Below are 21,201 nucleotides of genomic sequence, written 5' to 3'. Positions count from 1 at the left end.
CCTGTATTTGGCTGTAATAGTAGTTTTTTGTACTTTTGTGCGATTTATAGAGTTCAAAAGCAAGACTCTCAGTAACAATGTAGCAATGTTTTTTTTAATTTTGAAAAGAAAAAATGAAAGTAAAAAGTTATTTTATTCATAGTTTTCTCACGGTATTGGCCTGTGTAGCAATGCTTAGCAGTGGATATGCCCAAACACAAGGGAGGCTATCGGCGGCTAAGTTAGGCTTCCAAGGCTATGCTTGTCCGCGTGCCACTTTTAATAGTTTTACTTTGTCTATTTCGTGGACGCCACCTTTTGCGAATGCAGATAACAAATTCATTGTAGAATTATCGGATTCAAATGGTGAGTTTGGTGCGAATCCTACAGTATTGCAAACAGTTAGCAATAAGAATTTCACTAGTACTGTGCCAGTAAGTTTTAGTTTTCCAAACAATACACAAGGCAAAAAGTACAAAATACGTGTGCGTAGTACAAGTCCGGCGCAAGAGAAAATAGCGACTTGGGAAATAGATAACGGAGGCGGCAATAAGCAAACAGGTGAAGAGATAGAGGTTTATTATCAGGCAATTAGTTCACGTATTACAGTAGCTCCTACTAATGTAACACTTTGTCCTGGACATACACAAGAAGTGAAGGTAGTGCCATCGACTAATAACCCTAAGCCAGATAATTACAAATATAAATGGTTCAAACAAAAACCAGCAGGCTCGACAGGAAGTGATGAGCTGTTGGCAGAAGATGCTGCGCCTACTTTTACGGTAAGTGAAGGAGGAGTATATTATGCAGTTGTAGATTATGGTACTAAATGTTCGGGCTCAACTAATGCACGTTCAGCTAATATTACCGTAGTAATGTCGGGTAACCAAACGGTTACTTTAAGTAGTTCGGCTACGGCAGTTTGTACTAATGAGAATATAACCCTTACAGCTACGCCTCCTATATCGGGCAGTAAATATTATTGGTATAGAGGAACAACCAAGTTAGGAGAAACAGATGTAAATACTTATACAGTTTTGGCCCCTGACAACTTGGCTGGTGAATATTATGTGCAAGTGGGTAGTGGAGGTAATTGTGATGTAAAATCAAATAAGGTAAAAATAACCCGATCAGATAATATAACTGCAAGTATAAGCACTACAGGAGGTAATGTGTTAATGCCAGGGAAAACACGTGTTTTCACGGCAAGTACTACAGCCCAAGCTCCTACTTATAAATGGTTTAAAGATGGTAATGAGATAAGCGGAGAGACAGGAGCAACTTATACGGCTAATGCAGCAGGTAAGTATAAAGTAGAAGTAACACAAGGAGGTAGCTGTGCAGCTACAGTTACTTCACCTGAACACGAACTTACGCAGCCAGATAACTTCAAGGTGAGTATTAAAACTAAGAGTGCTTATGAAGACTGTGTTTATGACAGAATAACTCTTACAGTAGATAAAATTACTGCTCAGGTAGGGAGTAATGAACTAATAGTAGACCCTTCGGACTACTCGTTCTTTACTTTCCAATGGCAGGCAAACACTACAGGAACCTATGCTAATGTAGGTACTAATACTCACGAGATTACTCTTGATAAAGCTCTTGATAATGGTAAATATCAATTAAATACTACGGCTCCTAACTATGGTGCTATACCAACATCTAATGAAATAAGTGTTTTGTTGAAAGATACTAATGCATTACGCATTAATGGAGGAACAACAGAATTAGAATACTGTGAAGGCTCGGTTACTCTTACTATAACTACGGGAGCTAATGCCTCATCGACCTATACTTGGTATAAGGATAATGTGCAAATAGCAAAAGGAGTGGGACTTACTAGTTATAATACAGATACATCGGGGGTATTTCACGTAAGTGTAGATGCTAACAATGGTGGTTGCCCAGCAACTTCAAGTTCGATAGTGGTTAAAAAAAACACTGTAGTAGCGCGCTGGGTGGAAGATATTAAGAGTAAGGAAATATTTTTTGTAGGGAAAACTAATGTGTTGCAAGTATCTACTAATATCGAGACACCTACTATTGAATGGACAAAGAATGGCATTGTACTTACTGGTGAGACTGGTAGGAGCCTTAATATTACTACAGCACCTACTTCGGTGGATATTTATCAGGCAAAAGTTACTGATATGGGTACTTGTGGAAAAACTATTACCCTTCCACCTGTCTATTTTGAAACAATAGCTGATATACAGAGCTTGAAAGTAGGTACTTTAGCTGTATCGGCAGCTGATTGTGAAACACGTTCGGCAACTACACTTGAATTGCAACGTATTGTAGTAAAACTAAGCAGTACAGGTGAAGAAGTAGAAGTTAAGAAAGCTGATTTCCGTTACTTTAGTTTGCAATGGACAAAAGATGGTAATGACTTAATAGGCGAAACAGATTCCAAGTTGGTAGTATCACGTGAAGGGAATTCTGACTCGGCTAAATATGCTGTGCGAGTAATATATAACACGACTATTATTAAGGTATCTGACCCTAAAGTGATAGCTTTCACTCCAATTCCTGATTTTGAAATATCAACCAGTGAAGGTACTAAAGGTACTGCCTTTTTATGTACAGGAGGTACTATTACTCTGACAGTAGCTGCTGATAGCTTTGACCCTACCTCATCGGTAGCAGATAGTTTTTCATATCGTTGGTACAAAGTAACTAGTGCAAACTACCATAATGATACCTTTTTAAATAGTGAATTACCTACAGTGGTAATTAACGAAATAGGTGAGTACTATTTAGAGATTAACAATGGAGGTTGCCCTAAACGCGCTCATATAAAGATAGAGAACTATCGTACTGGACAGTTAAAAATAGTACAGATTACAACAGCAGGTACAAAAGGTAGAGAGATAACCCAACATAGTTCGGCACGTGAGCGAAAGATTGATGTGAATGTAGGTCAGCAGTTGGTAGCTGAGGGAGGTAATAACTTTGTATGGGTTAAGCCAGATGGTACCTCATTCTATGGTAATACATTAAATATTACTTCAAAAGATATGATGGGTGCTTACACTCTGAAAGAAGAATCATGTGCATCCGCAGGTACTAATGAGTTGCCTTTTGAGCTTAATGTATTCGAGGTAAAAGCTATTCCTAATATTGTAACTCCTAATGGAGATGGTATTAATGACACTTGGTTAATACCTGATGAGTATTGCAAAGCTGGTGTGAGGGTAACTATCTATTCGCAAGAAGGGAAAGAAATATTTTCGACCACTAATTACCAAAATAACTGGCCAGATGTTAATGCTTATAAAGAGTTAGGCAAACGTTCATTGTTCTTCATTTATGTAATTGAAGGCGATGGAGTAGAAAAGCAGAAAGGAGTAGTTACCTTACTAAAATAGCATACAATGAAGAGAATACTATACATATTAATAATTGTGTTAGCTTTGGGCAGCAATGCTTTGTGGGCACAAAGTGAAGGGAACTACTTACCTTATGAATTGCCAGGGCATACGGCTGTGAAGTACAATACTTACCTAATGAACCCAGCTTTTCCTATTTTTGGAAAGAATGAGCAACAAATTACGTTTTTTCATAAAAACCAATGGATGGGGTTCAAGGAAGATAAATTTAATACCTTTGGCTTATCATACGGTAAGAAATGGGGAGGTGATGCTGGTAAGAAAAATGTATTGGATGATGGAAACAATATGTTTCACGTAATGGTGTTCCAGCGTACAGCCTCGATATTTGCAAATACAGGTGTGCTGGGGAACTATGTGCACCAAGTAGAAGTATCGGATGATAATTTTTTGCGATTGGGTATTAATGCTGTTTTTGCTAGAAGTAGTATTGATAAAGGGAGAGTTCGCACTAATGTGAATGACCCTTTGATAGAGAATGCTAAAGGAGCTAGTATGGTTAATATACAGCCTGGTTTTGATATTAACTTTGGTAAACTACATTTTGGTATTACTGCTGAAAACTTATTAGATTATTCATTTTCGGCAGGGGAAATGGCAGTGCCTTTTAACGAAAAATCGTTTACAACTCATGCTATGTACCGCCATTATTTGGATAGTAATAGTGACTTTTTGGAGGATGCTGTATTCACTGTTTTGGCTAAAGGCAAAAAGAGCAAGGATAATTTTCAATTGGGCGGGCACTTAATGCTTGACGCTAAAATGGGATGGGCTTATGCTGGTTATGACCAAAAATATGGTGCTTTTGGAGGCTTAGGCTTTAATATAGGGACTCATTTTAGTGTGGGATTTGGCTATGAACAAAGTATAGCTAATTATGTAGCTGAGTTGGGAGGTAGCTATGATGTAGTATTATCATACCAATTTGGAGGCAAACACCATATTAAGCCACCTAAAGCTCCATCGACTCCGCCTTCGGCTCCGCCAACTCCACCAACTCCGCCACAACCTAAACCAACAGTGGCAACGCCAACAACTACTACTGCTACACCTACGACACCACCACAACCGCCTAAGAAGAAGACGGTGCTCCAGGAGTTGGAAGGGCGTATGAGCTTGGTAGTAGACAATATAGCTAACTCGGGTATTCCTGAAGGACACTATGTGGTAGTAGGGGTGTATAAAAACCCTAGAGGAGCTTTTGAAATGCTGAATAAGATTAAACAAATGGGCATTAAAGCCTTTACCTTTAAGCATCCGGAAAACTTAATGACTTATATTTATATTGAGAAACCTTTTCCTACCCGAGGAGAAGCTGGAGAAGCCTTGATTAACTTGTTACGCAAACCAGAGTTCTATAACTCAAAAGTTTGGGTACTGAAAGTAGGAAAATAGATTTTTCATAAAATTAGTATTTTATATTTGCAAAGGGCTGTTAAAGTTTCGGCTTTAACAGCTCTTTATTTTTTATTGAATATTTAAAAAGGGCTTATGTGCTTGCTATAGAGGAAATAAGCGCTTATAAATTCGAATAATATGATGATAAAACGTTTTAGAACATTTGGCGTAGCAGTTTTGATGCTGTTACTATTACAGGCTTGTGGTACGAGCCATACGCGCTATGCTAAGCATAGAACTACTTCTAAAAAGGTGGCAAAAACTTCGGTTGGTACTGTAAAAGTAGGGGCTTTTAAGAGTAATGTGGCTGCTAGCTATTACCACGATAAATTTAACGGGAGAAAGACTGCCAGTGGGGCTGTTTTCAGCAATAATAATCTTACTACGGCTCACCCTTCTTTGCCTTTTGGTACCCAACTAAGAGTGACTAATAGGGTGAATGGTAAGCAGGTGGTAGTGACAGTTACCGATAGAGGTCCTTTTACCAAAGGACGTGAGCTTGACCTTAGCAAACGTGCTTTTATGAGTATTACGGATGATAAAAATAAGGGGGTGCTGCAGGTGGATATTGAAATTTTGAAGTAAGAATTTTCAGAGGAGGAAAGAGATAAGAAATAACAGGTAAAAAGCTGATTGTGAGAGAAGGATGATTATCCTTCTCTCATTTTTTTATGTTTGGAGGGATACTTGGTTGCAACTATTGGAGTAGCTAAGAGGTAAGAAGGGCTTGGGGGAGGTGTGGGGAGAAAATTGGGTGATGATGAGAATTATGAGCCTTTTTGCTTTTTTTGTTGTGAATTTAGCAAAGAGAGGGTAGGGAGGTGGGGTGCTTGATAATCAGCAGGGTAAGGGTTATCCTTCGTTTATATTTCGTTTATCCTTCGTTATAGGTTCGTTTAAAGTAGGTAAGAGATAAGAGGTAAGGGGTAAGAGAGTGGGGTGTAATGGGCTGATTATTAGGTAAGAGGTAAAAGGTAAGAAGTAAGAGAGTGGAGGTGTTTTTTTTTGAGATATTGGCAATGAAAATGCGAAATAGATGAGAATTCTTTATTTTAAGGGGTATGGTATAGGGGAGTATGAGCTTATTTAGCTGTTGGGGCTTGCTGATTGTGTTCTTCTTTTCAAGATAGGTGTAATGGAGATTTTTCTGACGGAGGGAATGTGTTGTATTTGAGCTGTTTTTGTTAATAGGCGTACTGTTTTTTTATTTTGGTTTCGGGGGAGAGACAGAAGGTGTATAGGCATATCAAGAAGAACCACTCTAAGGGTTTCATTAGTATGTAGGTGAGGTTGGAAGCCCAGGTGCTTTTTATTTTCTTGGAGAGGTCATAGCCGTACTTGTCATAATTGCGGCGGATGAAGCGATGTAGGGTAGGGGAGAGGTCGGTTATGAGTTCTTCAAAGGCATTGGCTATTTGCAGTTGCCGGTTAACGATGATGGGCTGTCCTGCTCTTTTTCCGTATCGAAGGGGTTTCACTAAAGAAGGGCTTCCGCAGGCGGCGACGGTGCATAAATAATGGCTTTGATGAGGGAGGTGAGGTGGGTGGCTGTGCTTGGAGAATGCCCACGTGGTGGTTTCGGTGAGTCCTTTGCTTATGGAGTTATATTCTTGCCCAAGAAGCATAAGTATAAGGGTGATTATGACAAAGACAGGGAGCACTAAAATTATGGATAGCAAGAAGGTTTTGCCTATATTGGTTTCGATGTGGTTGAGGGTTTGTGCAGCTATGCCTATTCCGATTATAAGGCTGAAGAGGGGGAAGAAAAGCATAATGTTATTGGCTAATTGAGCGATAAGTAAGCCATTGAAAATGAATCCTATATATAATATGCATAGTGCAATAGCTAAGGGTATTGGGGGGATGGAGGCTTTGCGTATCCAAAGGGTATAGAGGGCTATTTGATATAGGAAAAAGAATGTGATGTAGGTGAGTGAATGTTTTGAGGCTATGAATTTATAACCGGTATCAAGCGGGTCGATAGGCTGGGTATAATCGGCAGAATGGGTGTAGAAAAAGAGGCAGAACCACAGGAAAGATAACAAGTAGAACCCTGCGATGATTATTTGCCATAAGGGTGCTTTGTGAAGGCGGTGTATATATATGCCTATGATGAAAAAGGCTGCTATAAAGAGTATTAAGATGAAAGGAGCTATCATTTAATTATTTTTTAGGCTGTGAAATGAGATTGGCTACTTGGCTTAGTATTATAGCAGTGGCGGTGGCTACATTTAGGCTTTCGGTGGCTTGGTGCTTGCTGAATTGGGGGATGGTTATGGCGTGGTTGGAAAGCTGTTGTATTTGGGCAGAAATGCCATTGGCTTCATTGCCCATAACAATCACACAATCGGTAGGGAAGGGGGTAGTGTAGAGGTTTTCGCCCTGTAAAGTGGTAACATATATGGGTAAGGAACAAGTAGCGAAGAAACCTGCTAAAGGCAGGTAATGTACCTTGACGCGGGAGAGAGACCCCATAGTGGCTTGTACTACCTTTGGATTGTAACAATCGACAGTTTGGGTGTTGCAAATGATTGTTTCGATACCAAACCAGTCGGCAAGGCGTATGATAGTTCCGAGGTTGCCAGGGTCTTGGATATTGTCTAATGCTAAGATGATGCCTTCTTGAAGAATGCCTTGTAGAGGGGGTTGATGAAATACTGCGAGTCCTTCATCGGGGTTTTGGAGGAGGCTAATTTTCTTTAATTCTTCGGCAGAGATAGGGATGAAAGATTGCTTAGGGAGTTCATTACTAAATATTTCGGTGGCAGCTATAAGTTCGGGTTTGTATCCTGCGCGGAGGAATTCGAGGATGCTTTTTTTCCCTTCTACCAAAAAGAGTTTAAGCTCATTTCGGTATTTTTTTTGTTGTAATTTTTGAATTAATTTTGTTTGATTTTTGCTAAGCATAAAAATATTTGTAATTTTGAGCCCTAAAATAAGAGCTTGTGAGATACTATTTTATTAAAATATTAATTATCAGTATACTATGTGTATTTGTTATAGGGTGTGATGCTACTAAGCGCGTGCCTGAGGGGCGGCATTTGCTTAAAGAAAATACAGTACAAGTGAATGGTATTAAGACTGATGATGCAAAGATAAACAATTTTGTGATACAAAAGCCGAATTCATATATTTTAGGGATGCCGCTAAGTTTGTATATTTATAATTTAGCTAATCCTAAATCGGAACAGGAATTTGCTTTTTGGCTTGATAAACATCCGAGATGGCATCATTTTTTGACTAAGGTTTTATCGGAAAAGCAAGTAGGTAGGTTACAGAAATCGTTTTTAGTATCGGGTATAGACCATCAGTTACAGAAGATAGGCGAGGCTCCTGCAGTGCTTGATACCGCTAAGGTGCGCCGTACAACAAAGCAGCTGGGAGCATATTACCGCAGTATAGGGTATTTTAATACAAAAGTAACGGATAGTATTTTTGTTTTGCCACAAGAAAATAAGCGGCTTGCAGAGGTGAAATATTATATCACTTCGGGAGAGCAATATAAGATTGATAGTTTGAAAACACGAATTACTTCACCTGAAATTGATTCGATATACAAGTTACATTTAGGCAAAACGCTGTTGAAGTCAGGGAATCCTTACAGACTTACAGATTTTAGTGCAGAGAGAGCACGGCTGTATGAGTTGTTTAGGAATAATGGTTTTTATACTTTTCAGCAGAGTTCTATCAACTTTGAAATAGTACGAGATACAGTAGCGGCGCAAAAAGACCCTTATCTGCAAGTTACTACAGATATAGGAGACCTTGTAGAGCGTGATGGAGATGTGATTACAACTAAAAAATACAAAGTACACCGCATTAATAAAGTACGATTATATACTGATTATGAGAATGGAATGGATAAATCTGCACTAGACTCATTGGAGTATCGTGGGATGTTAATTTATTATAAAGGGAAATTGCGTTATCGACCTCGTGTGCTAGCTAATGCTACGAGCTTGAAAGCAGGACAAATATACTCGGATATAGAGCGTGGTAATACTTATAGGCAGTTTAATAACTTGAGAGTATTTCGTTATCCGAATATGGAATTTAAGTATCCACCTAAAGATACTTTGCAGAATAGATTAGATGCGAATATTTATTTATCGTCATTAGATAAGTTTTCATTGCGACTTACAAATGAAATTAAAAGGTCGGAAATTGAGGCTATAGGTTTTGGTGTAGGTACGTCATTTGCTGCACGTAATGTGTTTGGAGGAGCTGAAACTTTAGAATTGAACTTGCAAGGTACTTTTGCTTCGCAACCTACACTGAAGGATACACGTTTTTTTAATACATCAGAAGTTAGTGGTGATTTACGTTTTATATTTCCTTCCATTCTTTTTCCTTTAAATACGCGGAAGCTAATACCTTATTATATGACTCCACAGACTATATTACAGGGAGGTATGAGTTATCAAACAAATATAGGTCTTGATAAGCGCACTACATCAGGGGTATTACGTTATGTGTGGAACCCACGTAACCAAAAGAATAAAGTTATTTTTGATTTGGCAAATGTACAATATGTAAATAATATTAATCCTAATAACTTCTTTAGGGTATACCAAAGTACCTATGAACGGTTAAATGATATAGCTAAAAAATACAGCTTAAGTACTGATTATGTAGATAACAAGGGGAATTTAACACCTTCAAAAGGAGCTATCAATTTTGTCAAAGATATATTAGATAGACAAATCACTTTACAAACAGAAGATTTAATACCTTTTTTAGGTATTTTAGAACGCTATAATCGCCTTACAAAAAATGACTTTATAGTATCAACTAGTTTTACATATATCATCAATAGTAAATCACAATTTTTTGAGCGTAATTTCTCTCAATTTCGTATTAAAGCAGAAACAGCAGGAGGACTGCTTAATCTCTTAGCAGCCGCTAAGAGTAATATAGTGAAAACAGATAATAATAAAAATAAGATTTTTGGAGTAGAATATGCTCAATACGCTAAAGGTGAGTTAGACTTTATTAAGCACTGGCCTATAGGGAAAGAGAGTTCAATTGCATTTAGGTCATTTTTTGGTATAGCTATTCCTTATGGAAATTCTGATAATATACCTTTCTCTCAAAGTTACTTTGCAGGAGGTACTACTGATAATAGAGGTTGGAAAGCATACCGTTTAGGACCAGGCTCAAGCCCTTCTATGTTAGATTATAATGAAGCAAATATGAAAATAGCACTAAATTTGGAATATCGTTTTCCTATTATAGGGGCTTTTAAAGGCGCTTTATTTACCGATGTAGGTAATATATGGAATGTTGCCGATAATACAGAACTTGAAGTTTATAAGTTTAAGAATTTATCATCATTAAAAGATGTAGGACTAAGCACCGGATTTGGCTTGCGCTATGATTTTAACTTCTTTGTAATACGTTTAGATATGGGTATCCCTACCTATGATCCTTCCGAGTCCGAGGGCAGTCGTTGGATAAAGAAATTTAAAATTAGTGATACAGTCTTTAACTTCGGTATAAATTATCCTTTTTAAAAGGGCAGATCATCTTCCTCAATCCAACTCGCGTATTTTGGGTAGTTCTCCGCAATGCGTTGTATCATAGCACGTTGTTCTTCACTCACATCTTTGATTTTTTTAGCAGGAACGCCAGCATAAAGGCTACCACTTTTAATATGTGTATTAGGGGATACTACAGCTCCTGCAGCTACAATACTACCACTTTCCACCACACACCCATCCATTACAATGCTTCCCATACCAATAAGCACATTATCTTCAATAGTGCAACCATGTACAATAGCATTATGCCCTACCGATACATTACTTCCAATAACAGTAGGATGAGTATTATAAGTACCATGAATTACCACTCCGTCTTGAATATTCGTATTATTACCTATCCTAATACTATTCACATCACCACGAATAACAGCATTATACCATACAGTACAATTATCTCCTAATTGCACATCCCCTGTAAGGGTCACATTTTCAGCAAGAAAGCAACCTTTCCCAAAGGCAGGTTGCTTCCCATTAACTCGTTTTAGTAACATTTCTTCAGTTTGTCTATTATATCTTGTAAGCCATTCATCTTAATCTCAAAGGCAGTAGCCAAAAGCATCCCCAACTTACCTTTCGGGAAGCCCTGAGAGCTAAACCACTCCAAATAGTATGAGGGCAAATCAGCTATCATAGTACCTTTATATTTTCCATAAGGCATTGGGGTAGTGATTATTTCTTTCAGAATTTCAGGATTCATAATAGCTTAGTCTTTCCCAAAAGGCATAATATACTCTTCTATCCCAATCTTCTAATTCGCTAGCTTCACACGTTTTTTCTCTTCATTCCTCTCAATCTTATGATTAGGGCGTGTCCACTTAGGGTTCTCTCCCAAAGAATGATACTGTGAGTCCTCAGCTTCTACAGTTTGAGGTTGAGGGTGCGTCTCAAAAGGCTTCTGAATACGCATTCCTAATACCCCCAACATTTGCATATCCTCATTAATATCAGGGTTAGGTGTTGTAAGTAACTTATCCCCAGCAAAAATAGAATTAGCACCAGCAAAAAAGCATAAAGCCTGACCCTCTTGACTCATCTGAGTCCTACCTGCCGAAAGGCGTACTTGTGACTGCGGCATTACTATACGTGCCGTCGCTACCATACGCACCATTTCAAAAATATCTACCGGCTTACAGTCTTCCAAAGGAGTCCCCTCTACCGGCACCAACGCATTAATAGGAACCGATTCAGGTTGCGGATTAAGGGTCGACAAAGCCACCAGCATCCCTGCACGGTCTTCCAAAGCCTCTCCCATACCAATAATACCACCACTGCACACCGTAATATTCGTCTTGCGTACATTATCAATCGTCTTTAAGCGGTCTTCATAACTACGCGTCGAAATAATCTCTTTGTAATACTCTTCCGATGTATCAAGGTTATGATTATAAGCGTACAACCCCGCCTCAGCCAAACGCTGCGCTTGGTTTTCAGTAAGCATACCAAGGGTACAACACACCTCCATATCAAGTTTATTGATCGTGCGCACCATCTCCAATACCTGTTCAAACTCAGGACCATCCTTCACATTACGCCAAGCAGCCCCCATACACACACGCGATGCCCCAGCCGATTTCGCCCTCAATGCCTGTGCCTTCACATGAGTCACACTCATCATATCAGCATTCTCTATCTTCACCTCAGTCTCATAACGAGCCGATTGCGGACAGTAAGCACAATCCTCCGAGCATCCCCCAGTCTTAATCGATAGCAAAGTCGATACCTGTACCGAGTTAGGATCATGATACTTCCGGTGTAAGGTCGCCGCCTCGTATAATAACTCCATTAAAGGTTTATTATAAATCGCCATAACCTCTTCTTTTGTCCAATTATGGCGCGTTTCAGCCTTGTTGCAGCTGCAAGTATGTTGAGATTCACACATAGTTTTTCCTTCTTTATTTCGGCGGCAAAGGTAAGAAACTTTTCTTAATTAGCAATCCCCCACACACAATTAATTAGCCCCATCACACCCCAAACACCATCCACACCCCACCCACCCCAAATCCACCAACCAACTCCCCCCAATAATATGCACACCCTAATGCAAACAACCCCTTAGCTTGAACGAACGAATAACGAAGGATAAACGAACTATAAACGAAGGATAGTCTGCGAGCTGGCACAGCTCAGTATGTCGCGAAGGATAGTAGCCACCACCACCATCTCCCTAAGCATCAATAAAAAAAAGAGAAGAACAACTGTTCCCCTCTCACTATCACATTTTTATCTCTTATCTCTTATCTCTTATCTCTTATCTCTTACCTCCAAACAATGCCTCCCTTCTTTAAATCTGTAACTCACATCCAACTGATAAGCATCCCCAATCGATTTTACAATCGCCAACCCCAAACCAGTAGAGTTAGCATCCTGCTCACCCTTATGAAAACGCTTAAAAATACGCTCCACATCCAAAGGCAAATGATCCTGTGAAGAATTCTGCACCTCAAACCGATCACCCCTAATCACAACCTTTATTTCACCCCCCTTAGAGTTATATTTTATAGCATTACGCACCAAGTTAGAAATAAGTATCGCAGCCAAATCCTTATTCATTTCCACCCTGAAATCCTGCAAAGCATCCACCTCCACCCTCAGCTCCTTATACTCAATAAGGTCAGTCAAGTCATCCAAAATAGCCGTAATAAGCCCCTGGAACGATACACTCTCAGTCTCCTTATACTGGTGATTTTCAATCCTTGTAAGCATCAATAACGATTTGTTCAGATGAGTCATCCGCGTCAGTGATTGCTTTATCTGGCTAAGTTGCAGCAGCTGCCCCTCACTAAGCCCCTCATCAGTCATCAGCAGCTCCAGTTTGCCAAGCGTAATAGCCAAAGGCGTCTGAAGCTCGTGCGAAGCATTCTCAATAAAAGCCTTCTGCTCGTCAAACATCACCTCATTTCTCAGCCACATCTGCTGTATATTCTGGTGCAGAATATTAAACTCCATCACATCCGTAGTAATAGGCTCTAATTGCTGCCTACTCCCCACCTTATACTGCCTAATAGCAGTTATTATAGCCTGAAAAGGCCTCCATATCTTCCTTATAAGCAGCAAGTTAATAAGATAAGTCGAAAGCACCAAAACAGCATACAGCACCCCAAGGGCTATAGCCAAATTCAGCAGCACATCATCGTCCAAAAGCTCCTTACTATAACTCTCCTCCTCATAAATAACCTCTTCATAAATATAGATGCCCACCATTAACGTCCAAATAATTAAGATAAGCAAAAAAGCCAGAGTAAGGTACCTCAGCGTATAGTTTTTCAGTGATATTTTCATTATCTTACACCAATTTGTACCCAATGCCATACACCGCTTGGAAGTCAATTTCGGCTTGGGCTGTTTTAAGTTTTTTACGAAGATTTTTAATCTGTGAATAGATGAAGTCAAGGCTATCCACTTGGTCAATATAATCACCCCATACAGCCTCAGCAAGAGTTGTTTTCTCCACCAAGCGCTCAGGGCGAATTATAAAATAATACAATAAGTCATATTCTTTGCGGTTTAAGTTCAGCAGCACATCACCTACTTTCACAGTACGAGTCTCAGGGTACAAGCATACATTCTTAAGCTGTATAACCTCTTCCCCCTGTTGGTTCTTCCGCCTAATGATTGATTTCACCCTTGCCAGAAGTTCCGAAAGATGGAACGGCTTAGCCAGATAGTCATCCGCCCCCTTCTCTAAGCCCAAAACCTTATCATCTACCGAGTCTTTCGCCGATACAATAATCACCGAATGCTTTTTCTTCATAGCCTTCAGCTCATCAAGCAGCTGCATACCACTCCCACCCGGCAGCATAATATCCAGCAATACACAATCGTAATCATAATCTGCAAGTTTTGATAACCCCAAATGATAATCTTTAGCTGTTTCTACCAAAAAATGTTCCTGTTCAAAAAACTGACGCAAAGTAAGCCGCAACTCCTTCTCGTCCTCTATAATTAGTATTTTCAAAACCTTACTCCTTATCTAATTTCTTATCTCTTATCTAATCTTATACCCCACTCCTACCGAAAAACTCAAATACACACTCGTAGCATCCTTAAAGTCAAGGTACGGATTATAACTATCACTGCTAATATCACTAATACTCCCCGAAAACCTACCATCAGCCATAAAAATCCACTTCCTCGTCTCCCACATCACACCTCCACCTAAGTGAAAAACCAACTGTGTCGAGTTAAAATACCTACTAATATCCGTCCTAGCACTCTTTTGTCTTTCCGAATAAGTAGCTCTCATCAAGAACTTAGGGCCTACACCTATCTGCCCAAATCCCCTAAAAGGATTATTCCCTTGTATATGAAGTAGCATTGGCATTTCAATACTATTAAATCTGATAAAGTGTCTATCACCTCGTTCTAAGTTTTCATTTTCCCTTTGAAAAGAAATAGCCTCTTGCTTATACATAAGTTCAGGCTGAAAAGCAAAATGTGAAGCAAATCGCACATTAGCAAATACCCCTACATTAGGCAGTATAAGTTCAGGAAAGTACTCTACATTATAATTCCCCCCCGATTTTACATTAGCAAAAACATTAAAGGTAAGAAAAGGGTCATTCCCCTTCACTCCTATAGCCGTTTGTCCATAGCCTATAGTTGCAAGGCTGGCCACTACCAAAGTAATAAAAAACTGTTTCATAAATAGTATATTTTAGTTATAAAAAAAAATTGACAATTAATAATTAACACCAATATGTTAATCCTTAATTGTCAATCATTTAAAAAAAAATAATTGTTTTATTAGAATTTGTATGCTATTTTAATACCAAGGTTAGGCTCTATAGCCCAGAATTTACTATCATCTTTCACACCTTTACCAAAGTTACGTGCAATATTAGCATAAGGGGCAATAACAAAAGTATCGTTGTAATTCCATTGGTAACCAGCTCCAATACCTACGATAAAGCTATCCAAGCTAGTTTCAGTATTGTCAGCATATTTAAATTTACCAAAACGTTGTTTAATAAAAGGATTTACATACGGTCCTGAATTGCCATCCAAATCAAAATAATAGTTATAACCTAACTTCACACTGTTAGCACTGTACTTTTCACCATTCTTTTTAGTGAAGAAAGAGAATCTATCATTTATAAAAATCTCTCCCTCAATTGATTGATTGAAAGCAAAAAAGTGTTCATACCCCAATTCTACTGAGGCTAACCATATAACATTAAGCACGTTAAGGTTTACTTGGTGCTTAGGAAAATCGTCCTGTGCAAAAGTCTTCACTGATGCAAAAAGGAGCATAGCGGCTAAAATAATTCTTTTCATTAGTCTTCTTAGTTTAAAAATAAGTGCAAAGATACTACTTTTGAGTAAATATGCAAAAAAAATCACAAAAAAGTTACGATAAGCCGCTTATTACACCCTCATCATCTATGTCCATACCCTCAGCAGCTGGTACACTGGGTAGTCCTGGCATGCGCACCGTATCCCCCAGTATCGGAATTACAAATCCAGCCCCCGAAGCAAATTCAAACTCTCTTACCGTTACTTCAAAATCACTAGGCCGTGCCAATAATTTCTCATTATCACTAAGTGATTTTGGTGTCTTTACCATACAGATAGGCAATTTGTCAAAGCCTAATTTCTTTATCTGTTTTAGTTCACTTATAGCTCTATTACTGTAATGCACCTTCTTAGCGCCATATATCTTAGTAGCTACGGTATCTATCTTCTCTTCTATACTTGCCTCATTGCTATACAAAGGTTCAAAGTGGCTTTCACCGCTCTCAGCTATAGCTATTACAGCGTGAGCAAGTTCCTCAGTACCTTTACCTCCTTCACTAAAACCTTTGCTCACAATAGCTTGCACACCTTTTTTAGCACATATCTCTTTTATGTAGGCTATTTCTTCCTCGCTATCGTTAGGGAAATAGTTGATAGCTACTACAGCTTTAAGCCCGAATAGTTGTACATTCTCAATATGTTTTTCCAAATTGGCAATACCCAGTTTCACTTTTTCCAAGTCAGGAGTATTGTATGCTTCCTTTTTAGCTCCTCCGTGATGTCGCAAGGCACGGATAGTAGCCACAATCACTACTGCATCAGGAGCCAACCCTGCCGAGGTACATTTTATATTCAAAAACTTCTCTGCCCCAAGGTCTGCCCCAAAACCAGCTTCGGTAACTACATACTCTCCCAATGATAATCCCATCTTGGTAGCCAGAACAGTATTTGTACCTTGTGCAATACTAGCAAACGGACCGCCGTGTAGTATAGCAGGGTTATTCTCAAGGGTCTGTACAAGGTTAGGTTTAATAGCCTCTTTTAGTAGCAGAGCCATAGCTCCTACCACCTTCAGGTCTCTTGCAAACACAGGAGTCCCATCAAATTTCTTCCCTACATAAATGTTCCCTATACGCCTTTTCAAGTCCGAAAAACTCTCCGATAGGCATAGTATAGCCATAATCTCCGAGGCCGGTGTAATATTAAATCCATCTTCACGAGGTACACCGTGGGTATGTCCTCCAAGGCCTACTACTATATGGCGTAGCGCACGGTCATTCATATCCATTACCCGTTTCCATACTACAGTACGTGGGTCTATACCTATGCTGTGTGTCTTGCTATGTATGTTATTATCTATTACAGCTGCCAATAGGTTATTAGCCTTCTCAACAGCCGAAAAGTCTCCCGTAAAATGCAAATTAATATCTTCCATAGGCACTACTTGTGAGTATCCTCCACCAGCGGCTCCTCCTTTTATTCCAAATACAGGCCCTAATGAAGGCTCACGCAGTACAGCTATAGATTTTTTACCTATCCTATTCAGTCCTTCTGTAAGTCCTATGCTCACTGTAGTTTTACCTTCTCCTGCAGGGGTAGGGGTAATGGCAGTAACAAGCACCAGCTTGCTCTTTTTCATCTTCTCAACATTGATGAGGTCTAACAGAAGTTTCGCCTTATATTTACCATAAGGGTCAATATCGTCCTCATTAATATTCAGCTTCTTAGCCACCTCTTTAATAGGAAGCATCTGTGCCTTTTGGGCAATTTCTAAGTCAGTCATATAACAATTAATAATTAGCAATTATCATTTACTATTTCTTTCCCCCAAACACTATACAAGTAGGCTTATCTACATTAATATTTATCAAGGTATCTGTCAGCATTCCACTTGTCTCATCTCGCCTAAAAACTTGTATTTTATTATCATCACGGCAGGCTACCAGCAGGTATTTACCATTGGGGGTAATTGCAAAATTGCGGGGGTGTACACCCGTCTCTTGGTATCCTACTTTCTTTAAAGTTCCTTTCTTAGGGTCTACAGCAAAGATGGCAATACCATCTTTCTTCAGCCTATGTGAGGTATATAAGAAACGCCCATCAGGACTAATATGTATATCAGCACTGCCGCGCCCTCCGCCTTCATCTGCCATTATCCGTTGTACTTCTTTCAGTTTGCCATTCTTATAGCGCAGCACCACACATTCGCCTCCTAATTCATTTATAAGATAAGCATAACGCCCATCTTTACTAAAGGTAAGATGCCGTGGCCCTTCCCCATTGCTCATACGATACGCAACTTTTATATCATTCAGTATTTTAACACCTTGGGGGGCTTTCCTTTCTTTATAACGAAATCTATACACACAGTTTTTCCCTAAATCAGTAACCAGCACATATCGCCCCTCAGGGGTAGGGATAATACAATGGATATGAGATACACTTCCGTGCGAAGCCTCTATGAAAGCTATGTGTTGCACCTCCGCTCCCAATCTCCTTTCAGCATCTAATCCGAAAACACTGATATCGCCTCCCGTATAGTTAGCTGTGATCACGTAGTTATTATCACTTACTATATGGCAAGGGTCGGCACCTGCCTGTGGCAAGGCTTCTTTAGGAACAGTACTTTGAAAAACAGGCTTACTCCAAACCATCCTGTAATCTTTCAAGTCAAATGAATAAGCTCCCTGCCTCCCATCACTGTATTCACTCACAGCATACAGCCTATTCCCATCGGCCGATAGCGTCAAGAACGAAGGGTTTCCAGCCGCTATTACATCCAATAACTCAAACTTCCCATCTTCCTGATTAAAATGATAACTATAAATCCCTTCCGATTTTCCTCCTTCTGTATAAGTGCCTACAAACATCGTCAGGCTATCACCCTTCCAATGTTGCCCAAAGGTATGCCAACTCAGCATCCATAGCACCCCAAATATAACACTGCGTATTTTCATTATTTACTCTAATTATTGTCTAAACTCTCTCTCCCTTACCTCCCCAACACATTAAGAATACTGCCAAAAACCAGCCCTTATTTCTCCCGTTTGGTTATGTTTGTACAGGTAAAGTGCCCCGTAAGCAAACACATATTGTTTAATATTCCCTTCATCTTCCTCACAATCTAAATATCCCTCCTCATTAATTACCACAAAAAATGAATAGTCATCTCTTTCTATTTTCTCCCAGTAAAAAAGTTTGTTCTGTATAAAGAAGGGCTCCCCACCTACTTGTATAAAAGTAAAATCATCTTCCTCTCCTTTACTCCTGTATTCACTTACCGATAAAATAGCCTCACCTATCTCCTCCAATCGCAAGTCCTTCCTATTGCCCATCTCCGAAAAATCATGTTCAATAACCCTTGTCGCCATATCAGGATAAATACTGTGGTCTATACGCTCGTCAAAGTCCTTAGGTGTAATAACCGATAGCATCTTCTCCGGTTTATCTGGGTGTACAAAAGTAATGTAAAAACCATACCCCTGCGGTATCTCATCTTCAATAATTAAGGGCGGACATCCACCCAACCGACCCTTAATTTCAGGGTTATAAGCAATACAATCAGCAAACCGTGCCGCCATAGTAATCCAACTTTAATAATTAGGTCGCAAAGATAATAAATAATTAGTAATAACCAATGAGCCCATAGCAAAAAAACACACACCTCAACACCTCCCTATCTCTCCCACCTACCTTTTATGATTTTTTCATCTATTTTTCATTTTTATTGCCAATCTTTCAATTTTTCCTCCCTACACCCTCTTACCTCTCACCTCCTATCTCTTACCTAATAATCAGCCCATTACACCCCACTCTCTCACCTCCTATCTCTTGTCTTTTACCTACCTTAAACGAACCTATAACGAAGGATAAACGAACTGTAAACGAAGGATAGTCGTCACCCACCTGATTTCCAATCACTTCACACCCAACCCCTCCCTTTGCCAAATTCGCAACCAAACTGCCAAATCATTGCATTTTCCTCATCTCCCTTCTCCTCTTTTGCCAATAAAAAACCACAGTGTTCGCATTAAAAAGAACAACATAATGATGCCCTCCAATGCAAACGCCGTGGCGTGTAATAATTGTATGATAATGAAAGGATGTTTATATCCAAAAGCAATCCCTATCCCCCAACGCCTACTTCCCCCAATCTAACTCCTAAAATCCCTAAAAAATCCAATAGTACGTTCTATCTGCTTTTTCAGGCTACTCTCTTCCCCTTCAGCCATAAAGCTGAGGTAATCCTCAAAAAGCTCCGAATGCCTCTTAAGCTCCTTCTTTTTCCATAATGAAGTAGCCAAAATAAGCTCAATAGCCAATATCTTCTCTATATTCTTCACTACTTGCTCACATTTAATAGCCGAACTGCCTCCCATCCCCTTAATATCTATCGTCTTTTCAAATAAAATAGGGCTTTCTATACTCGCAGGGGTCGATAACCTACGGTTTTCATTCAATATACCCTCAATAATACGCTGGAAAATAGGATAATCCACCTCCATCTCACTCTCTTGCTCTATATTGGTAAGCAGGTAAAACACTCGTCGCTCTGCTATATTACCTAGGCTCGTAAGTGTAATGGCAAGAAAATCCATCGCCAATGATAGCGGTAAGGTATGTGAGTTACCCCCAAAAATAATCTCTTTAGTTTCTGGGAAAAGAATAGGATTATCAGTAACCGAGTTCATCTCCGTCTTAATCACCTTGCGTATCGCCCCTATCGATTCACGCACCGCACCGTGTATTTGCGGTATCGATGCAAAAGCCTCTGGCATAGCTGGAAAAGCCTCTGGGTGCTTCGCTACACTGCTGTCTTTCAGTAAGCAGCGCAAGTGCTCTGCCGTCTCTATCAGCCCCTTATGCGGGCGCACCACTTGCATAGCTTCCGAAAAAGCCGATAAGTTCCCCCCAAACACTTGGGTCGAAACCGAGGCTACAAAGTCCGCCCACTCCACTATCCGTAATGATTTTGCAAGATTGTACACCCCATAAGCAGTAGTCAGCTGCGTGCCATTTAGCAGCGCATCAGCCTCACGCAGCTCCAAGCTCAGTGGCTCCCAGCCATATTTAGCTTCCAGCTCCTGTGCCGAATAGATTTTGTGCTGCACACACACCTCCCCCTCACCAAAAAGTGGCAAAGCAAGGTGCGCCAGCGCAATCCTCTCATCAGGTATATCTTTGGAGTACACCACCGGTAGCACTCCCTTGTTGTAAAAGTCTATAAGCCGTTGCACCAACGCCAAGCGCACCCCGCTAAAACCGTATGAAAAAGATTGTATCTTTAAAAAAAGCATCAGCCTTACAATCTCATTAGGAATGCGCTCCCCTATACCACAAGCGTAATGCCGCAACATATCCTGTTGCTTCTCATCCAGTTCCGCTATCTTCAGATTCCCATTTTCGTCAAAAAAACTATCATCAATCAGTTTGTGTAAGTCCGCCGTATGGTTTTTAATATGCTCGTCCAAAAACCTGTGACAAGTCTCTATATTGTTCACCGCTTCTTCCGATAGCCTTAGCTGCGTATCTTCCTCAATAATGGCAATAAGCTGCTCCAGTAAGAGGACATCGTTCGAGATGTAGTGTTCCATAAAAGGTTATATTATTGGTTACAAATGTAAATTATAAATCATAGTCAATTTAAAATAGCAGCC

General features: G+C 39.7%; 17 protein-coding genes. 4 read left to right on the top strand and 13 right to left on the bottom strand.

What is annotated here, in order from left to right; all coding sequences use genetic code 11:
* Nucleotides 1–113 precede the first annotated feature (113 nt).
* The 3 genes from C4H12_RS08935 to C4H12_RS08925 all read left to right on the top strand — a co-directional run bounded on the left by C4H12_RS08935 (nucleotide 114) and on the right by C4H12_RS08925 (nucleotide 5,354).
* Complete coding sequence (locus C4H12_RS08935; RefSeq protein ID WP_106098610.1) at nucleotides 114–3,350, top strand: gliding motility-associated C-terminal domain-containing protein; 3,237 nt, start codon at nucleotides 114–116, stop codon at nucleotides 3,348–3,350.
* 6 nt (nucleotides 3,351–3,356) lie between these two features.
* Nucleotides 3,357–4,766, top strand: a complete 1,410-nt coding sequence (locus C4H12_RS08930; RefSeq protein ID WP_106098609.1) for a PorP/SprF family type IX secretion system membrane protein — start codon at nucleotides 3,357–3,359, stop codon at nucleotides 4,764–4,766.
* A 144-nt stretch (nucleotides 4,767–4,910) separates the two neighbouring features.
* Nucleotides 4,911–5,354 carry a septal ring lytic transglycosylase RlpA family protein gene (locus tag C4H12_RS08925; RefSeq protein WP_106099459.1) on the top strand — a complete coding sequence of 148 codons (444 nt, stop codon included), beginning with the start codon at nucleotides 4,911–4,913 and terminating at the stop codon, nucleotides 5,352–5,354.
* Nucleotides 5,355–5,953: 599 nt separating this feature from the next.
* Here C4H12_RS08925 and C4H12_RS08920 read toward each other — a convergent pair.
* Both C4H12_RS08920 and C4H12_RS08915 read right to left on the bottom strand, forming a co-directional pair.
* Entirely contained in the window at nucleotides 5,954–6,928 is a 975-nt protein-coding gene (locus C4H12_RS08920) for a DUF6688 family protein (protein WP_106098608.1), read from the bottom strand.
* A gap of 4 nt (nucleotides 6,929–6,932) precedes the next feature.
* Entirely contained in the window at nucleotides 6,933–7,676 is a 744-nt protein-coding gene (locus C4H12_RS08915; protein ID WP_106098607.1) for an RNA methyltransferase, read from the bottom strand.
* 38 nt (nucleotides 7,677–7,714) lie between these two features.
* Between C4H12_RS08915 and C4H12_RS08910 the strand changes: the two genes are divergently transcribed.
* Entirely contained in the window at nucleotides 7,715–10,282 is a 2,568-nt protein-coding gene (locus tag C4H12_RS08910; protein ID WP_371514459.1) for a BamA/TamA family outer membrane protein, read from the top strand.
* Here the strand turns inward: C4H12_RS08910 and C4H12_RS08905 are convergent.
* The 11 genes from C4H12_RS08905 to C4H12_RS08855 form a co-directional block, all read right to left on the bottom strand.
* Nucleotides 10,279–10,803, bottom strand: coding sequence for a gamma carbonic anhydrase family protein (locus C4H12_RS08905; protein WP_106098606.1), 525 nt, complete (start codon nucleotides 10,801–10,803; stop codon nucleotides 10,279–10,281). The two genes, C4H12_RS08910 and C4H12_RS08905, sit on opposite strands and share 4 nt — an antisense overlap.
* Complete coding sequence (locus C4H12_RS08900; RefSeq protein ID WP_106098605.1) at nucleotides 10,794–11,009, bottom strand: DUF3820 family protein; 216 nt, start codon at nucleotides 11,007–11,009, stop codon at nucleotides 10,794–10,796. Before C4H12_RS08900 ends, C4H12_RS08905 begins: the two co-directional genes overlap by 10 nt.
* A gap of 51 nt (nucleotides 11,010–11,060) precedes the next feature.
* The gene (gene bioB, locus C4H12_RS08895; RefSeq protein ID WP_106098604.1) at nucleotides 11,061–12,191 is read right to left on the bottom strand and encodes a biotin synthase BioB; all 1,131 of its coding nucleotides are present in this window, start codon (nucleotides 12,189–12,191) and stop codon (nucleotides 11,061–11,063) included.
* A 362-nt stretch (nucleotides 12,192–12,553) separates the two neighbouring features.
* Nucleotides 12,554–13,591 carry a cell wall metabolism sensor histidine kinase WalK gene (locus tag C4H12_RS08890; RefSeq protein ID WP_106098603.1) on the bottom strand — a complete coding sequence of 346 codons (1,038 nt, stop codon included), beginning with the start codon at nucleotides 13,589–13,591 and terminating at the stop codon, nucleotides 12,554–12,556.
* Between the two features lie 4 nt (nucleotides 13,592–13,595).
* A complete protein-coding gene (locus tag C4H12_RS08885) occupies nucleotides 13,596–14,267 on the bottom strand; it encodes a response regulator transcription factor (RefSeq protein WP_106098602.1) in 672 nt (223 codons plus the stop codon).
* Between the two features lie 30 nt (nucleotides 14,268–14,297).
* Entirely contained in the window at nucleotides 14,298–14,954 is a 657-nt protein-coding gene (locus tag C4H12_RS08880; RefSeq protein ID WP_106098601.1) for a porin family protein, read from the bottom strand.
* Nucleotides 14,955–15,055: 101 nt separating this feature from the next.
* Entirely contained in the window at nucleotides 15,056–15,586 is a 531-nt protein-coding gene (locus C4H12_RS08875) for a DUF3575 domain-containing protein (protein WP_106098600.1), read from the bottom strand.
* A gap of 73 nt (nucleotides 15,587–15,659) precedes the next feature.
* Complete coding sequence (locus C4H12_RS08870; protein ID WP_106098599.1) at nucleotides 15,660–17,327, bottom strand: formate--tetrahydrofolate ligase; 1,668 nt, start codon at nucleotides 17,325–17,327, stop codon at nucleotides 15,660–15,662.
* 31 nt (nucleotides 17,328–17,358) lie between these two features.
* The gene (locus C4H12_RS08865) at nucleotides 17,359–18,504 is read right to left on the bottom strand and encodes a lactonase family protein (RefSeq protein ID WP_106098598.1); all 1,146 of its coding nucleotides are present in this window, start codon (nucleotides 18,502–18,504) and stop codon (nucleotides 17,359–17,361) included.
* 48 nt (nucleotides 18,505–18,552) lie between these two features.
* On the bottom strand, nucleotides 18,553–19,125 hold the full coding sequence (locus C4H12_RS08860; RefSeq protein ID WP_106098597.1) for a hypothetical protein: 573 nt from the start codon (nucleotides 19,123–19,125) through the stop codon (nucleotides 18,553–18,555).
* 573 nt (nucleotides 19,126–19,698) lie between these two features.
* On the bottom strand, nucleotides 19,699–21,138 hold the full coding sequence (locus C4H12_RS08855) for an aromatic amino acid ammonia-lyase (protein ID WP_106098596.1): 1,440 nt from the start codon (nucleotides 21,136–21,138) through the stop codon (nucleotides 19,699–19,701).
* Nucleotides 21,139–21,201 lie beyond the last annotated feature (63 nt).

Source organism: Capnocytophaga sp. oral taxon 878 (genome assembly GCF_002999135.1).
Taxonomy (GTDB): domain Bacteria; phylum Bacteroidota; class Bacteroidia; order Flavobacteriales; family Flavobacteriaceae; genus Capnocytophaga.
This window is presented reverse-complemented; position numbering and strand designations above follow the sequence as displayed.

Excerpts from the sequence above, each read along its gene's own strand:
- C4H12_RS08935 (WP_106098610.1), top strand. The coding sequence starts at position 114 with ATGAAAGTAAAAAGTTATTTTATTCATAGTTTTCTCACGGTATTGGCC.
- C4H12_RS08930 (WP_106098609.1), top strand. The coding sequence starts at position 3,357 with ATGAAGAGAATACTATACATATTAATAATTGTGTTAGCTTTGGGCAGC.
- C4H12_RS08925 (WP_106099459.1), top strand. The coding sequence starts at position 4,911 with ATGATAAAACGTTTTAGAACATTTGGCGTAGCAGTTTTGATGCTGTTA.
- C4H12_RS08920 (WP_106098608.1), bottom strand. The coding sequence starts at position 6,928 with ATGATAGCTCCTTTCATCTTAATACTCTTTATAGCAGCCTTTTTCATC.
- C4H12_RS08915 (WP_106098607.1), bottom strand. The coding sequence starts at position 7,676 with ATGCTTAGCAAAAATCAAACAAAATTAATTCAAAAATTACAACAAAAA.
- C4H12_RS08905 (WP_106098606.1), bottom strand. The coding sequence starts at position 10,803 with ATGTTACTAAAACGAGTTAATGGGAAGCAACCTGCCTTTGGGAAAGGT.
- C4H12_RS08900 (WP_106098605.1), bottom strand. The coding sequence starts at position 11,009 with ATGAATCCTGAAATTCTGAAAGAAATAATCACTACCCCAATGCCTTAT.
- bioB (WP_106098604.1), bottom strand. The coding sequence starts at position 12,191 with ATGTGTGAATCTCAACATACTTGCAGCTGCAACAAGGCTGAAACGCGC.
- C4H12_RS08890 (WP_106098603.1), bottom strand. The coding sequence starts at position 13,591 with ATGAAAATATCACTGAAAAACTATACGCTGAGGTACCTTACTCTGGCT.
- C4H12_RS08880 (WP_106098601.1), bottom strand. The coding sequence starts at position 14,954 with ATGAAACAGTTTTTTATTACTTTGGTAGTGGCCAGCCTTGCAACTATA.
- C4H12_RS08875 (WP_106098600.1), bottom strand. The coding sequence starts at position 15,586 with ATGAAAAGAATTATTTTAGCCGCTATGCTCCTTTTTGCATCAGTGAAG.
- C4H12_RS08870 (WP_106098599.1), bottom strand. The coding sequence starts at position 17,327 with ATGACTGACTTAGAAATTGCCCAAAAGGCACAGATGCTTCCTATTAAA.
- C4H12_RS08860 (WP_106098597.1), bottom strand. The coding sequence starts at position 19,125 with ATGGCGGCACGGTTTGCTGATTGTATTGCTTATAACCCTGAAATTAAG.
- C4H12_RS08855 (WP_106098596.1), bottom strand. The coding sequence starts at position 21,138 with ATGGAACACTACATCTCGAACGATGTCCTCTTACTGGAGCAGCTTATT.